The following is a 13,542-nucleotide window of genomic DNA, read 5'->3' as shown; positions in this document are numbered from 1 at the left end:
ACCCCGAGATTCGGTCGAGGTGGTTCTATGGGCCGGGGGAAGAACGGGAGGGAAGAGCAGTGAAGCTCGTCAGGGCCGGTATCTCAACCGCCGCTGCGGCGTTCGCCGTCGCGGTGTTCACCGTGACCGCGATGGTGGCGGCGCCGCCCGCATCCGCGATGCGCCTGGGCAACTACGACCTGCTCACCAACCGATACGACCGGGCATCGTGGCTCTGGTACGTCTCCTTCTGCATTCCGGAGAAGAGTGCCGACTGCGCCAAGGTCAGCGGACGGCCGCGGTTGAAGTTCTACGAGTACTACGAGAACAAGGCCTACCTCAAGGACGGACGCTGGACGTTGGAGGTCGACGTCCCCGACGGCTTGCGCTGCCCTGGATACAACCTTCCCACCCATGAGACCTACGTCTGGGACGATGCCACGCTCGCGGGCACCATCGACTCGCGTTACAACGTGGGCTGTTTCAATGGACCGCCGGGGACCCAGTTCTGGACGTTCGCGCTGCGGCGCCTGTAGCGGCCGCGGCGGTCGTCGCGTTGTAACGACCAGAACCCGTGGGACGACATGCTGTTAGCCTGGAAAGAAACCGGGCAACAACCTGTCGGAACGGGGTAGAAGCAGATCATGAAGCGTGCAACAGTGCTGGCCGCAATCGGTGGTGGACTGGCGGTGTCCGCCCTGAGCCTGTCGGCCGGTGTGGCGTCCGCGCAGCCGAACCTGGATGCGGTCGTCAACACCACATGCAGCTACGACCAGGTGATCGCGGCGCTGAACGACCAGCGGCCCGATCTCGCCGCCGAGGTGAATTCGTCGCCGGGCTTCCAGGGGCAGCTGCGCAGCTTCCTGGCGTCCGGGCCGGCGCAGCGGCAGCAGACCGTGAACTTCCTCAAGGGCAGCTCGATGGCACAGGCCTACTTCGGCCCGATCGTGCAGATCTCGGGTTCCTGCAGCAACTACTGAGTGTGAAGGCGTCGGGGCCGGTCGCGGTGAGCGACCGGCCCCGACGTCGTTTCAGCCGCGGGGCAGTCCGAGCACCTGCGTGGCGATGATGTTGCGCTGGATCTCCGACGTGCCGCCCGCGATCGTCCCCGAGAAGCTGCGGGAGAAGCGCTCGAACCAGCTCGCGAAGTAGTGGTCGAGATTCATGTGCTCGTAGCGGCCGGTGGTCGAGGGATGCACCAGCCCGTCGGCCCCGGCGGCGGTCAGCGCGGTGTCGGCGGCCCGCATCTCGGCCTCCGAACCGAACAGTTTGAGCACCGACACCGATGCGGTGTCCGACTCCCCGCGGGCAGCGCGGGCGAGGCCGGCCGACCCCATCGCCCGCAGCGCCTGATAGTCCATGATCATCGACGCGTACTGGTCGCGCTCGATCGCGGTGTGCGGTTGGAAGTCGGCGATCATGTTGTCGATCCGGTCGGCGAAACCGAGCCACATCATGGTGCGCTCGTGGCCGAGTGATCCGTTGGCCACCTTCCAGCCGCCGTTCAGCGGTCCGACGAGGTTCTCCGCGGGCACCCGCACATCGGTGAAGAACACCTCGTTGAAGTCCTTGTTCTCCTCCCCGCACAGGTCGGCGAACGGCCGGCAGACGACGCCGGGCAGATCGGTGGGGATGATCAGCACGCTGATGCCCTTGTGCTTGGGCGCGTCGGGGTCGGTGCGCACGAAGGTGAGCAGGAAGTCGGCGTCGTGTGCGCCCGACGTCCACACCTTCTGTCCGTTGACCACGAAGTCGTCTCCGTCGCGCACGGCGCGGGTGCGCAGCGATGCCAGGTCCGAACCCGCGCTGGGCTCGCTCATCCCGAGCGACGCGGTGATCTCACCTTTGAGCACCGGCACCGCCCAGCGTTGCTTGTGCTCGTCGGATCCGAATGAGATCAGCGACGCCGCAACGATGTTCACGCCTTGCGGATTGAAGCTGTGGTAGATGCGGCGCCGGCACAGCTCGTCGAGGTGGACGAACGTCTGCAGCACCGACGCATTGCGGCCGCCGAACTCCGGTGGCTGCGCGGGCAGCAGCCATCCGTTGTCGAACAGCAACCGCTGCCAGTCGCGGGCCCACTGCGGCATGTGCGACACCGAGCGCGGCCGCTCGAGCGTGTCGGCCTCGTCGGGCAGGTGCTCATCGAGGAAGGCGGAGAACTCGGCCCGGAACTCCTCGACATCGGAATCGAAGGTCAGCTGCATCTAGAAACCCCTGTACTCCTCGGCGATCCGGGCCCGGTGCTCGGCGGCGCCGCCGAGCAGCAGCTCACCGGCCTTCGCCCGCTTCAGCGCGAACTGCAGGTCGTTCTCCCAGGTGAAGCCCATGGCGCCGAACAGTTGCAGGCCATGCCGGAACACGATGGACTGACACTCACCCGCTGAGGCCTTGGCCATCGCCGCCGCCATCCGGCGGCGCGGGTCGTCGGCCGCGATGGTCAGCGCGGCGAAATACGACAGCGCCCGGGCCCGTTCGATGGCGACGTGCATGTCGACCGCCTTGTGCTGAACGGCTTGGAACGAACCGATGGGCACCCCGAACTGGTGACGCTGCTTGGCGTGGTCGAGCGCCAGGTCCAGGATCCGCTGACAGGCGCCGACCATAGTGATCGCCATGCCGGTCAGCGCGAGGTGCTGCGCCTTCTCCGCGTCGACGTGCACCCGGGCGGCGTCGGAGACCCGCACTCCGGGAAACGACACCTCGGCCACGTGCAACACCGGGTCGAACACCGGGCTGCGGCGCGTCGACACCTCTGCGGCGTCGACGAGGAACACGCCCGCCTCGGTGACCACGGCCAGGCGGTCGGCGCGGTCACCGTCGACGACGTTGCGGGCGATGCCGTCGAGCACCCAGCCCTCGGCGTCGCGGTGGGCGCTCACTCCGGAGTAGACCGCGGCGCCCGCCTGCTGTGGGTCATACCGGTCGGCGGCCAACGGCGCGTACTGGGTCAGCGTCGCGAGAAAGGGCGTCGGGTCGGTGGCGCGGCCCAGCTCCTCGCAGACGATGGCGAGTTCGACGGTGTTCTCCTGGTCCGTCAGCTCGGTCCAGCCCGCGTCGACGTAGAGCTTCCACAGCGGGGTGGGATCACCCTCGGGTGAGTCAGGGTCTTCGGCCACGTTGCGGACCAGCGAGGGTGGGCACTGCTTGGTCACCGCGTCGCGCACGGTCTCCTGCCACAGCCGCTGATCGGCATCGAACTCGAGTAGCATCCGGCGCCTCCTGGTGCGATGTCACGACCTTAGGAGAATAGCATTCTCGTAACGTGTCGCCGGGTTCTCCCGTAACGGTCATGAGATTACCTAAGCAGTCTGCTGGGCGACTGACCAGCAGGCACGCTCACCTGCACAGATACGGGTATCCGGCAAGAGAACAGAATTCTTGCCTTTGAAGAACTAGCATTTACACTGGGGGCAGGTCCGGCTCCGCCGCGCGCCGTCTTCGACGGCTGCGCAGCCCGCGCGAACCGGACGAACACGGAGGTCAGCCTTGGTCATGGAGCACCCCGACGGGAGCCGTACACCCGTCATCGATGCGAGCGTGCACATCTTCTGCAAGTCGAACAAGGACCTGCGGCAGAACTTCCTGCGGGAGCCGTTCCGCAGCCGGGGTTTTCCCGACTACGAGATGGATTGGTACGGGGCGCCCGGTGGCGAATACGCCAAGGGCACCACGGGTCCCGACAAGCAGTACCCCGGGTCGGACCCGGACATCGTCGCCCGCCACCTGTTCGACGAGCGCGGCGTCGACGTGGCGATCCTGCACCCGATGGGCCGCGGCATCATGCCGGACCGGCACCTCGGGTCCGCGCTCGCCGCCGGGCACAACGAGATGATGGTGACGCGCTGGCTGGACGACAGCGCACACGGCGAGCGATTCCGGGGCACCATCCGGGTCAATCCCGACGACATCACCGGTGCGCTGCGCGAGATCGCCAGGTACAAGGACCACCCACGGGTGGTGCAGATCGGCGTGCCGCTGCAGTCGCGCGAGTTGTACGGCAAGCCGCAGTTCTGGCCGCTGTGGGAGGCGGCCGTCGACGCTGGGCTGCCGGTGGCCGTGCACTTCGAGGTCGGCTCGGGGGTGATGCTGCCGCCCACCCCGAACGGCATCACCCGCACCTACGAGCAGTTCGTCGGCTTCACCGCGATGAACTTCCTCTACCACCTCATGAACATGATCGCCGAGGGGGTGTTCGAGCGCATGCCCGCGCTGAAGTTCGTCTGGGCGGACGGCGCCGCGGACATGCTGACGCCGTTCATGTGGCGGATGGACTGTTTCGGCAGGCCCCACCTCGAGCAGACGCCGTGGGCGCCGAGGATGCCGAGCGACTACCTGCCCGGTCACACCTACTTCATCCAGGGTGCGCTCGACGGCCCGGGCGACGTCGGCTTCGCCGGTGAGTGGGCGGGCTTCACCGGCAAGGACGACATGGTGATGTACGGGTCGAGCTACCCGCACTGGCAGCTCAACAATCTGTCGGTGCCCAGCTCCTACAGCGCCGAGCAGCGCGACAAGTTGTGCTGGCGCAACGCCGCGGAGCTGTACGGCATCGAAATTCCTGTCATCGCATCCGCAAGTGCTGCACAGTAGAGGTAGAAGAGGAGCGATCATGACAACGATCCCGTCCGTCACAGCCAATCCGAGGATTCCCGCCGCCGAACGGATCGCAGTCCGGTGCGTCGACTCCGACGTCCATCCCGCACCCCGTACCGGCGAGCTGGGTCAGTACATCCCCGAGCCGTGGCGCAGCCGCTACTTCGGCTCCCACAAGGTCGGCGACCAGATCTACTACGACGCCCCCGACTACGCGCACTCCTACGCGATGCGCGTCGACGCCTTCCCCGCCGATGGTGAATTCCCCTGCAGCGATCCGGATCTCGCGTTCAAGCAGCTGATCATGGAGGCGGGCGCGGACATCGCGATCCTGGAGCCCGCCGCATATCCGGCGCGGATCCCCGAGGCGAACCACGCGATGAACTGCGCGCTCAATGACTGGCAGGACAAGCACTGGCTGGACAGCCACAACAACTGGCACGAACGCTGGCGCGGGTCGATCTGCCTGGCCATCGAGGAGCCCGAGCGCAGCGTCGAGGAGATCGAGCGCTGGGCCGGCCACCCGTTCATGGCGCAGATCCTGATCAAGGCCGAGCCGCGCCCGTCATGGGGCAACCCGAAGTACGACCCGATCTGGGCCGCGGCCACCAAACACGACATCACCGTGAGCTGCCACCTGTCGCGCAGCCACTACGATGAGCTGCCCATGCCGCCGGTCGGACTTCCCAGCTACAACCACGACTTCATGGTCACCTACTCGCTGCTGGCGGCGAACCAGGTGATGAGCCTGATCTTCGACGGCACCTTCGACCGGCACCCCAACCTGCGGATCGTCTTCGTCGAGCACGCGTTCACCTGGATCCTGCCGCTGATGTGGCGGATGGACGCGATCTACGAGGCCCGCAAGTCCTGGCTGGACATCAAGCGCAAGCCGAGCGAGTACGTCAAGGACCACATCAAGTTCACCACCCAGCCGCTGGACTATCCCGAGGACAAGACGGAGCTGACCCGGGCCTTCGAGTGGATGGAATGCGAGAAGATCCTGCTGTTCTCCAGTGACTACCCGCACTGGACGTTCGACGACCCGCGCTGGCTGGTCAAGCACCTGCCCGAACACGCCCGCGAGGCGATCATGTTCCGCAACGGCATCGCGACATACCACCTTCCCGAGACCGTCCCGGCGCTCGAGGGACAGGTCCGGGTCTTCTGAACTATGACCGAGCAGAGCGAGGCGCCCCGGCCGCCGGCGGGGCGCGAACCCCGGCTCGCGCAGGGGCGTGAACACGTCGTCGCCACGGTCGACGAGATCCCCTCGGGGGCACACAAACTGGTACCCATCGGCAGGCACGGTGTCGGGGTGTACAACGTCAACGGCACCTTCTATGCCATCGCGAACTACTGTCCGCATGAGGGCGGTCCGTTGTGTTCGGGGCGGGCGCGTGGGCAGAACGTCGCCGACGACAGTGTCCCCGGTGACGCGGTGATGGTGCGCGACAAGGAGTTCATCTTCTGTCCCTGGCACCAGTGGGGTTTCGAGCTCGCCACCGGTACCACCGCGGTCAAGCCGGAGTGGAGCATCCGCACCTACCCGGTCCGGGTCGTCGGCAACGACGTCCTCGTCCAGGCCTGACGCGGTCCTCACGCCCAGAAATCGGAGAGAAGTTGCCCAACAAGAAGATCGAGATCAACGGCGGTAACGTCGTGTACGAAATCCTGGGCAAGGAGGGTGAATTCATCGTCCTCACCCCCGGCGGCCGGTTCAGCAAGGACATCCCGGGCCTCAAGCCGCTGGCCAAGAAGCTGGTCGAGGGCGGCTACCGGGTGCTGCTGTGGGACAGGCCCAACTGCGGCAAGTCCGACGTGCAGTTCTACGGTCAGAGCGAATCGCACATGCGGGCGGACACACTGCGAGCGCTGATCGACGCGCTGGAGATCGGGCCGTGCATCCTCGCAGGCGGTTCCGGCGGCGCGCGCGACTCGATGCTGACCACGATGCTCTACCCCGAACTGGTGAAGAAGCTGGTGGTGTGGAACATCGTCGGCGGTGTCTACGGCTCCTTCGTGCTCGGCTCCTACTACATCGTGCCGAGCATCCTCGCCGTCCGCGGCACCGGGATGGCCGGCGTCGCCGGGGTGTCGGAGTGGCGGGAACGCATCGCGGAGAACCCCGACAACCACGACCGCCTGCTCGCTCTCGACCCGGACCAGTTCCTCAAGCTGATGCTGCGCTGGCTCAACGCCTTCGTGCCCAAGCCCGGCCAGACGATCCCCGGCGTGGAGGACGAGATGTTCGACAACATCACGGTGCCCACACTGATCATCCGCGGCGGCGAGAACGACCTCGACCATCCCAAGCGGACGTCACTGGAGGTGAGCTGCCTGATCAAGGGCTCGACCCTGATCGATCCGCCGTGGCCGGAGGACGCCTGGGAGCGCGCGAGCGAGAAGCGAGCGCAGGGGAAAGTGAAGCGCTTCAACATGTTCGACACGTGGGTGCAGGCGGCCCCGGCAATCCTGGACTTCCTGAGTTCATCTCGGGTCGGCCGGAGATGACCACTCCTCAGCGCGTGACGATGCGCACCTCGCAGTTGAGCGAGGCCTCGAGCGCCGTATGGATCCGGCTCTCCGGCACCCGCTCGAGGTCCCCCTTGGCCAGCGTCACCTGCACCACGTCCCACCCCTCGTCCCCCGGCGTGCGCTCGATCGCCCCGGTCAACCCGAAGCCGGCGAGCACACCGACGGCGTCGTCATCGGTGCCCCGGCTGATGAACGTCACCACGCCGGGTGTCGGTTCCGTGCCGAACGCGGTGACGCACAGGCCCACCGCCGTGCGCATCACTTCGTCGGCAGCCGTGGCGAGCATCAGCACCTCGACCTCACGGCGGGCGGGCGGCAGCGCCGCGAGGTCGTCGGCCAACACCTCCGCGCCGACGTCGGCCGCCAGCCTGCGCAGCTCCGTCACCCCGTCGCGCAGTTGCTCGGCACCGAGCTCCCCGGACGGGTCGACACCGACACGCACCACCGCGGTTCTCATGTCCGCCAGCCTATCCACGGGCAGTGACGGGAGGCAGTCATGAACACCACCGCCGCGACACCCGAACTCACCGTCGCGGGCTGGCCGGGCACCGTCGCCCGGCTGCTGCGCGACGACGTGGGTTCCGGCACCGAGGATCTCACGGCTTACACGGCCCTCGGCGGGTACCAGCCGTTGGCGGACCCCGACGGCCTGCTCGACGTTGTCGACCTGTCCGGCCTGCTGGGCCGCGGCGGCGCCGCGTTCCCGCTCGCCGTCAAGCTCCGCACCGTGCGCGACAACGGCCGTCGCGCAGGCGGCGCCGTCATCATCGCCAACGGCGAAGAGGGCGAGCCCGCGTCGGTCAAGGATCGCTGGCTGCTGCGGCACCGGCCACACCTCGTACTCGACGGCCTGCGGTTAGCCGCCCGGATCGTCGGCGCCGACCGGGCATACCTGTATGTGTCGGACAGCCGCGCCGCCGAGGTCGCCGCGGGCGCGCTGGCCGAACTCGGCGAGCGCTCCGACGACCCGCCGGTCTCGGTCGTGACCGTGGCTGCAGGTTATGTGGCCGGCGAGGAGACCGCGGCGGTCCGCTTCGTCAACGGCGGCCCCGCGAAACCGAGCGACAAGCCGCCTCGGCCGTTCGAACAGGGTGTGGCCGGGCTGCCGACGGCCGTGAGCAACGTCGAGACCCTGGCCAATCTGCCCTTCCTGCTGCGGCACGGTGCGGAGGCGTTCCGGTCCGCGGGGACGTCCACCTCGCCCGGCACGTTTCTGGCGACGGTCACCGGTGGCGGCAGGCCGGCGGCGTTGTACGAATTGCCGCACGGCACAGCGTTCACCGACCTGCTCGACGTGTACGGCGTGCCCGCTGACGACGTGCGTGGCGTGCTGATGGGCGGCTACTTCACCGGGTTGATGAATCGCGACGTGCTCGACACCACGCTCGACCACGAGACGATGCAGCGGGTGGGCAGCGGCCTGGGCTGCGGCGCGGTGTCGTTGATCACCGACGAGTGCCCGATCGCGGTCGCGGCCTCGGTGATGTCGTACTTCGACCGGGAGAACGCCGGTCAGTGCGGCTCGTGCTTCAACGGGACCGCGGCGATGGCCGCCGTCACCGGTGCGCTGCGCGACGGCGCGGCGACCACGGAAGACCTGGCGCGCCTGGAGCGCTGGTCGGTGGTGCTGCGCGGCCGCGGCGCCTGCGCGACCCTGGACGCCGCGACGAACGTGGCGGCCACGTTGTTGCGCAGCTTCCCGCAGGAGGTCGCCCGTCACCTCGAGAATTCCTGCAGCTCATGTGGTTCCACGGTGTACAACGCGATGCGGCCCTACGAGGTGGAGGCGGTGATGACCCCGTGAGAGTGCGTCTCGACCGGACGATGTGCGACGGTTTCGGCGTCTGCGCGAAGCATGCCCCGGAGTACTTCTCGCTCGACGACTGGGGTTATGCGTCGCTGGTGGGAAACGGCACCGTGCCGGAGGCCGACCAGCCCGCCGTCAAACGGGCACTGCTGGACTGCCCGGTGCACGCCATCATCGAGATGGCCACCGATGAGCGCTTGCGCGAAGAGCATGTGACCGATGAGCGCTTGCGCGAAGAGCATGTGACCGATGAGCGCTCGCCGCTGCAGGCTCCGGCAGGCGAGGGGATGCCACGCGTCGAGGAGTCCGATCCCGACCATGCCGATGTGGTGCGCGAAGCACAGATGATGCCGGGGATGTGAGATGACGGACATCCCGGGACGGCCGGTACCCCAGCTGACGGCGCAGAACGAGTTCTTCTGGACCTCGGGCGCCGACGGCGTGCTGCGTCTGCAGCAGTGCCAGGACTGCGAGTCCTACATCCATCCGCCGCAACCGATCTGCCGGTACTGCCGCAGCCGCAAGCTCGAGCCGAGCGCGGTGTCGGGGAAGGGCACGATCGCCGGGTTCACCGTCAACCACCGCTTCGGCTTCCCCGACCTACCGCCGCCCTACGTCGTCGCCGAGGTCGCGATCCTGGAGGATCCGCGCGTCCGGCTGACCACCAACATCGTCGACGCCGATCCCGAGGCGGTGGCGATCGGCCAACCGGTCGACGTGACGTTCCAGCAGGTGGCCGACGTGTGGCTGCCGGTCTTCAGGCCTGCGGCCGACGCCGGACAGCAACCGGTGCTGCCGACGGACGAGATCGCGCCAACGGATTTCGGCAAGCATGTGCGTCCGATGTTGCGCAGCGACAAGTTCGAGGAGCACTCGGCGATCACCGGCGTGGGCGCCTCCCGGCTGGGCCGCCGGCTGATGGTGCCGCCGTTGTCGCTGACGATCGACGCCTGTGAGGCAGCCGTCGCCGACGCCGGCCTGACGTTCGACGACATCGACGGGCTGTCCACCTATCCCGGTCTGGACATCGCGGGGATGGGCGAGGGCGGCGTCAACGCGCTGGAGGGCGCACTGGGCCTGCGGCCCACGTGGATCAACGGCGGGATGGACACGTTCGGCCCCGGCGGCTCGGTGATCGCGGCGATGATGGCCGTAGCCACCGGCATGGCGCGCCACGTGCTGTGCTTCCGGACGCTGTGGGAGGCGACGTTCGGTCAGCTGATGAAAGAGGGCAGGATGTCCCCGCCCGGGGGCGCCCGCACCGCCAGTTGGCAGATGCCCTTCGGAGCGACGTCAGCGGCACACACGTTGGCACAGAACGCACATCGGCACTTCGACCGCTTCGGCACCACCCGCGAGACGCTCGGCTGGATCGCCCTGAACCAGCGGGCGAACGCCGGCCTGAACCCGACCGCGATCTACCGCGATCCGATGACCATGGACGACTACCTGTCGGCGCGGATGATCACCACACCGTTCGGGCTCTACGATTGCGACGTGCCGTGTGACGGCGCGGTCGCCGTGGTGGTCTCGGCGGTCGACGCGGCCCGCGACCTGGCGAAGCCGCCGGTGTACGTCGAGGCGGTGGGCACGCAGATCGTCGAGCGCACCGACTGGGATCAGACCACACTGACCCACGAGCCGCAGGTGCTCGGTCAGTCCGCCCACCTGTGGACCCGGACGTCGTTGCGGCCCAGCGATGTCGACGTCGCCGAACTGTACGACGGCTTCAGCTTCAACTGCCTGTCGTGGTTGGAGGCGCTCGGCTTCTGCGGGATCGGCGAGGCGAAGGACTTCCTCGACGGCGGCCACAACATCGCCCGCGACGGCGTGATCCCGTTGAACACCCACGGCGGGCAGCTCTCTCACGGACGCACCCACGGCATGGGCCTGCTCCACGAGGCGGTCACCCAGCTGCGCGGTGAGGCCGGCGAGCGGCAGGTGTCCGGCGCCCGGGTGGCGGTGACCAGCAGCGGTGGCCTCACGCCCAGCGGGGTGCTGCTGCTGCGGACCGAGGCGTGATGACGACGCCGCGGCCGCGGGTGGTGATGGTCGACAGCCTCGGCGACCTGGTCCCGATGTCGGCGCTGGTCGCCGAACCGGAACAGGATCCGCGGGCCGTCGTCGTCGCACTGCACGGAGGTGCGAGCACCGCGGCGTACTTCGACTGCCCCGGCCATCCCCGGTTGTCACTGTTGCGCCTCGGCGCCGCACTGGGCTTCACCATGGTGGCCCTCGACCGCCCGGGCTATGGCAGTTCGGCGGCTTACCCCGACGCGATCGCCAGGCCGGAGCAGCGGGTGGCGCTGGCCTACGGCGCGGTCGACAAGGTGCTCGGCGCCCGCCCGCGGGGAGCGGGGCTGTTCGTCCTCGCCCACTCCAACGGCTGCGAACTCGCCCTGCGGATGGCCGCGAGTGACGACCCGCGCGCCGCCGCACTGCTCGGGCTGGAGCTCGCGGGCACCGGATTGCGTTATCACGACGCGGCTCTCGACATCCTGCGGAACGCGTCGGCGACCCACCGTCCGCCCGGGCTGCGGGCACTGCTGTGGGAACCCGCCGAGCTGTATCCCGCGGACGTGCTCAGCGGCATCACGAACTCGTCGACCGGCGCGCCCTACGAGGCGGACATGGTGCGGGACTGGCCGCACCGGGACTTCCCCGCACTGGCCGCGCAGGTGCGGGTGCCGGTGCAGTTCAGCCATGCGGATCACGAACGGGTCTGGCGGTCCGATCCCGGTGCGCTGGCCGAGATCGGTGCGGCGTTCACTGCGGCTCCCCGATTCGCCACTAGCGAAGTCGTCGACGCGGGCCACAATCTGAGCCTCGGCCTTGGCGCCGCGGCATATCACCTCAGGGCGCTGTCGTTCGTCGAACAGTGCGTCGTCAATGTCGAGGTCGCCCGCGAAAGCCGGTCGGCAGGAATCGAAGTGGAGGCCGGCTGATGCGGGTTGGATTCATCGGGCTGGGAAGCCAGGGCGCGCCGATGGCACGGCGGATCGTCGAGGGGGGATACGAACTCACGCTGTGGGCCCGCAGGCCCGCGTCGGTGGAGCCGTTCGCTGACACCGCCGCCAAGGTCGCGGAGACCCCGGCCGAATTGGCCGCGGCCAGCGATCTGGTCTGTCTCTGCGTGGTCGGCGACGACGACGTACGTCAGGTGCTCACCGGCGAGACCGGGGTGCTGGCCGGACTGGCGCCGGGCGCCGTCATCGCCATTCACAGCACCGTGCACCCCGACACCTGCTCCGAGATCGCCGAACTCGCCGCGCGCCAGGACGTCTCGGTGCTGGACGCACCGGTCAGCGGGGGCGGCCCCGCCGCCGCCGACGGCACGCTGCTGGTGATGGTGGGCGGTGCCGAGGCCGACGTCGAGAAGGTCCGGCCGGTGTTCGCGACGTACGCCGATCCCGTCGTGCACCTCGGCCCACTGGGCAGCGGTCAGGTCGCCAAGATCCTCAACAACCTGCTGTTCAGCGCCAACCTGGGCAGCGCGATGAGCGCACTGGAACTCGGCGACGCACTGGGCGTGGCCCGCGACAAGCTGTGCGAGGTGCTGGTCCGCGGCTCGGCGACCAGCAAGGCGGTCAACAGCATCTCGATGTTCGGCGGCACGGTGGAGGGACTGGCGCCCATCGCCGGAGCGTTGCTGCAGAAGGACGTCCGCCACGCGGCCAGCCTGGCGGCCGCCGCGAAGGCGGCCGAGGGATCGGTGTTCACCGCGGCCGACACCGCCCTGGAACACATGGATCATCCGCGGTGACCGACGTCGGTTTCGTCGGCGCAGGCAGGATGGGCGCGCCGATGGTGGCGCGCCTGGTCGCCGCGGGGCACACCGTGCGCGCGGTCGGCCGGACGGCCGAGAAGCGTTCTGCGGTACAGGCATTGGGCGCCACGCCGGTCGACGATCCGGCGGGTGCGGCCGACGGCGCCGACGTCGTCGCCGTCTGCGTGTTCACCGACGAACAGGTCAGGCAGCTGTGCCTGGACGGCGATCTGGTCAAGGGGATGCGGCCGGGCGCAACGCTGGTCCTCCACACCACCGGCAGCCCCCGCACCGCACAGGCCATCGCGGAGCGTTTCCCCCACGTCGAGGTCGTCGACGCACCGGTCAGCGGCGGCCCGCACGACATCGCCGCGGGCTCGGTGACACTCTTCGTCGGTGGGCCCGACGACGCGGTGGCCCGCCTGACTCCGCTGCTGTCCGCCTACGGCGACCCGATCCTGCACGCGGGAGGCACGGGCGCCGGGCAGCTGGTCAAGCTGGTCAACAACACCTTGTTCGCCGCGCAGATCGGGCTGGTCAGGGAAGGCACCAGGCTGGGCGCCCGGCTGGGCGTCGGCGAGGGTCCGCTGCTGGCCGCGCTGACCCACGGTAGTTCCCAGAGCCGGGTGCTGAGCATGATCGCCGCCGCCGGCTCAACCGGGGCGTTCGCGTCCGCGGTCGGGGAGTTCGTCGGCAAGGACATCGCCGTCGTGCGCGACACGGTCGCCGAGCTCGGCGGCGACCTGGGGTTGCTGGACGCACTGGTGGACGCGGGAACTCGTGCGTGAGGCCGCCGGTTCGGGCGATTCGCCGGTATTGGGCGCATACTTCGATGATAATTTTGAGACTTACAGTC

The 13,542-nt window shown here is 68.5% G+C and carries 14 protein-coding genes and 1 pseudogene; 12 read left to right on the top strand and 3 right to left on the bottom strand.

From position 1 onward, the window contains the following. The first annotated feature begins 59 nt into the window (after nucleotides 1-59). Both AB0K11_RS27055 and AB0K11_RS27050 read left to right on the top strand, forming a co-directional pair. Entirely contained in the window at nucleotides 60-515 is a 456-nt protein-coding gene (locus tag AB0K11_RS27055; protein ID WP_364984568.1) for a hypothetical protein, read from the top strand. 108 nt (nucleotides 516-623) lie between these two features. Further along, nucleotides 624-959 (top strand): hemophore-related protein, encoded by a 336-nt coding sequence (locus AB0K11_RS27050; protein ID WP_364984566.1) that lies wholly within the window; start codon nucleotides 624-626, stop codon nucleotides 957-959. Nucleotides 960-1,010: 51 nt separating this feature from the next. Here the strand turns inward: AB0K11_RS27050 and AB0K11_RS27045 are convergent, their stop codons facing one another. Both AB0K11_RS27045 and AB0K11_RS27040 read right to left on the bottom strand, forming a co-directional pair. Next, complete coding sequence (locus AB0K11_RS27045; RefSeq protein ID WP_364984564.1) at nucleotides 1,011-2,186, bottom strand: acyl-CoA dehydrogenase family protein; 1,176 nt, start codon at nucleotides 2,184-2,186, stop codon at nucleotides 1,011-1,013. Further along, nucleotides 2,187-3,191, bottom strand: a complete 1,005-nt coding sequence (locus tag AB0K11_RS27040) for an acyl-CoA dehydrogenase family protein (protein ID WP_364984562.1) — start codon at nucleotides 3,189-3,191, stop codon at nucleotides 2,187-2,189. Nucleotides 3,192-3,474: 283 nt separating this feature from the next. Here AB0K11_RS27040 and AB0K11_RS27035 point away from each other — a divergent pair, with 283 nt between their 5' ends. Genes AB0K11_RS27035 through AB0K11_RS27020 form a run of 4 tightly spaced genes read left to right on the top strand, consistent with a single transcriptional unit; the run spans nucleotide 3,475 to nucleotide 7,089 of the window. Then, nucleotides 3,475-4,572 (top strand): amidohydrolase family protein, encoded by a 1,098-nt coding sequence (locus tag AB0K11_RS27035; protein ID WP_364984560.1) that lies wholly within the window; start codon nucleotides 3,475-3,477, stop codon nucleotides 4,570-4,572. Between the two features lie 19 nt (nucleotides 4,573-4,591). Next, the gene (locus tag AB0K11_RS27030; RefSeq protein WP_364984558.1) at nucleotides 4,592-5,746 is read left to right on the top strand and encodes an amidohydrolase family protein; all 1,155 of its coding nucleotides are present in this window, start codon (nucleotides 4,592-4,594) and stop codon (nucleotides 5,744-5,746) included. A gap of 3 nt (nucleotides 5,747-5,749) precedes the next feature. Next, the gene (locus AB0K11_RS27025) at nucleotides 5,750-6,166 is read left to right on the top strand and encodes a Rieske (2Fe-2S) protein (RefSeq protein ID WP_364984556.1); all 417 of its coding nucleotides are present in this window, start codon (nucleotides 5,750-5,752) and stop codon (nucleotides 6,164-6,166) included. 32 nt (nucleotides 6,167-6,198) lie between these two features. Beyond that, nucleotides 6,199-7,089 (top strand): alpha/beta hydrolase, encoded by an 891-nt coding sequence (locus AB0K11_RS27020; protein ID WP_364984554.1) that lies wholly within the window; start codon nucleotides 6,199-6,201, stop codon nucleotides 7,087-7,089. A 7-nt stretch (nucleotides 7,090-7,096) separates the two neighbouring features. Here AB0K11_RS27020 and AB0K11_RS27015 read toward each other — a convergent pair whose 3' ends face one another. Then, on the bottom strand, nucleotides 7,097-7,570 hold the full coding sequence (locus AB0K11_RS27015; RefSeq protein ID WP_364984552.1) for a hypothetical protein: 474 nt from the start codon (nucleotides 7,568-7,570) through the stop codon (nucleotides 7,097-7,099). Between the two features lie 39 nt (nucleotides 7,571-7,609). Between AB0K11_RS27015 and AB0K11_RS27010 the strand changes: the two genes are divergently transcribed. The 6 genes and pseudogenes from AB0K11_RS27010 (at nucleotide 7,610) to AB0K11_RS26985 (ending at nucleotide 13,474) form a co-directional block, all read left to right on the top strand. Beyond that, complete coding sequence (locus AB0K11_RS27010) at nucleotides 7,610-8,917, top strand: NADH-ubiquinone oxidoreductase-F iron-sulfur binding region domain-containing protein (RefSeq protein WP_364984548.1); 1,308 nt, start codon at nucleotides 7,610-7,612, stop codon at nucleotides 8,915-8,917. Continuing rightward, nucleotides 8,854-9,096, top strand: a pseudogene (locus AB0K11_RS27005) (ferredoxin); the annotation flags it as partial. The gene AB0K11_RS27010 and the pseudogene AB0K11_RS27005, both read left to right, overlap by 64 nt. Nucleotides 9,097-9,283: 187 nt before the next feature. Further along, a complete protein-coding gene (locus AB0K11_RS27000) occupies nucleotides 9,284-10,942 on the top strand; it encodes an OB-fold domain-containing protein (protein WP_364984546.1) in 1,659 nt (552 codons plus the stop codon). Further along, nucleotides 10,942-11,865 carry an alpha/beta hydrolase gene (locus tag AB0K11_RS26995; RefSeq protein ID WP_364984544.1) on the top strand — a complete coding sequence of 308 codons (924 nt, stop codon included), beginning with the start codon at nucleotides 10,942-10,944 and terminating at the stop codon, nucleotides 11,863-11,865. Before AB0K11_RS27000 ends, AB0K11_RS26995 begins: the two co-directional genes overlap by 1 nt. Further along, nucleotides 11,865-12,683 carry an NAD(P)-dependent oxidoreductase gene (locus AB0K11_RS26990; protein ID WP_364984542.1) on the top strand — a complete coding sequence of 273 codons (819 nt, stop codon included), beginning with the start codon at nucleotides 11,865-11,867 and terminating at the stop codon, nucleotides 12,681-12,683. Before AB0K11_RS26995 ends, AB0K11_RS26990 begins: the two co-directional genes overlap by 1 nt. Beyond that, on the top strand, nucleotides 12,680-13,474 hold the full coding sequence (locus tag AB0K11_RS26985) for an NAD(P)-dependent oxidoreductase (protein WP_364984540.1): 795 nt from the start codon (nucleotides 12,680-12,682) through the stop codon (nucleotides 13,472-13,474). Before AB0K11_RS26990 ends, AB0K11_RS26985 begins: the two co-directional genes overlap by 4 nt. Nucleotides 13,475-13,542 lie beyond the last annotated feature (68 nt).

This window comes from Mycobacterium sp. NPDC050551 (assembly GCF_040674075.1).
Lineage (GTDB): Bacteria > Actinomycetota > Actinomycetes > Mycobacteriales > Mycobacteriaceae > Mycobacterium.
Note: the sequence above shows the minus strand (reverse complement) of the source record. Positions and strands in the feature narration are given on the sequence as shown.

Coding starts and splice junctions, on each gene's coding strand:
- AB0K11_RS27025 (WP_364984556.1), top strand. CDS start 5,750: ATGACCGAGCAGAGCGAGGCGCCCCGGCCGCCGGCGGGGCGCGAACCC.
- AB0K11_RS27000 (WP_364984546.1), top strand. CDS start 9,284: ATGACGGACATCCCGGGACGGCCGGTACCCCAGCTGACGGCGCAGAAC.
- AB0K11_RS27010 (WP_364984548.1), top strand. CDS start 7,610: ATGAACACCACCGCCGCGACACCCGAACTCACCGTCGCGGGCTGGCCG.
- AB0K11_RS27040 (WP_364984562.1), bottom strand. CDS start 3,191: ATGCTACTCGAGTTCGATGCCGATCAGCGGCTGTGGCAGGAGACCGTG.
- AB0K11_RS27045 (WP_364984564.1), bottom strand. CDS start 2,186: ATGCAGCTGACCTTCGATTCCGATGTCGAGGAGTTCCGGGCCGAGTTC.
- AB0K11_RS27050 (WP_364984566.1), top strand. CDS start 624: ATGAAGCGTGCAACAGTGCTGGCCGCAATCGGTGGTGGACTGGCGGTG.
- AB0K11_RS27015 (WP_364984552.1), bottom strand. CDS start 7,570: ATGAGAACCGCGGTGGTGCGTGTCGGTGTCGACCCGTCCGGGGAGCTC.
- AB0K11_RS27035 (WP_364984560.1), top strand. CDS start 3,475: ATGGAGCACCCCGACGGGAGCCGTACACCCGTCATCGATGCGAGCGTG.
- AB0K11_RS26995 (WP_364984544.1), top strand. CDS start 10,942: ATGACGACGCCGCGGCCGCGGGTGGTGATGGTCGACAGCCTCGGCGAC.
- AB0K11_RS27030 (WP_364984558.1), top strand. CDS start 4,592: ATGACAACGATCCCGTCCGTCACAGCCAATCCGAGGATTCCCGCCGCC.
- AB0K11_RS26990 (WP_364984542.1), top strand. CDS start 11,865: ATGCGGGTTGGATTCATCGGGCTGGGAAGCCAGGGCGCGCCGATGGCA.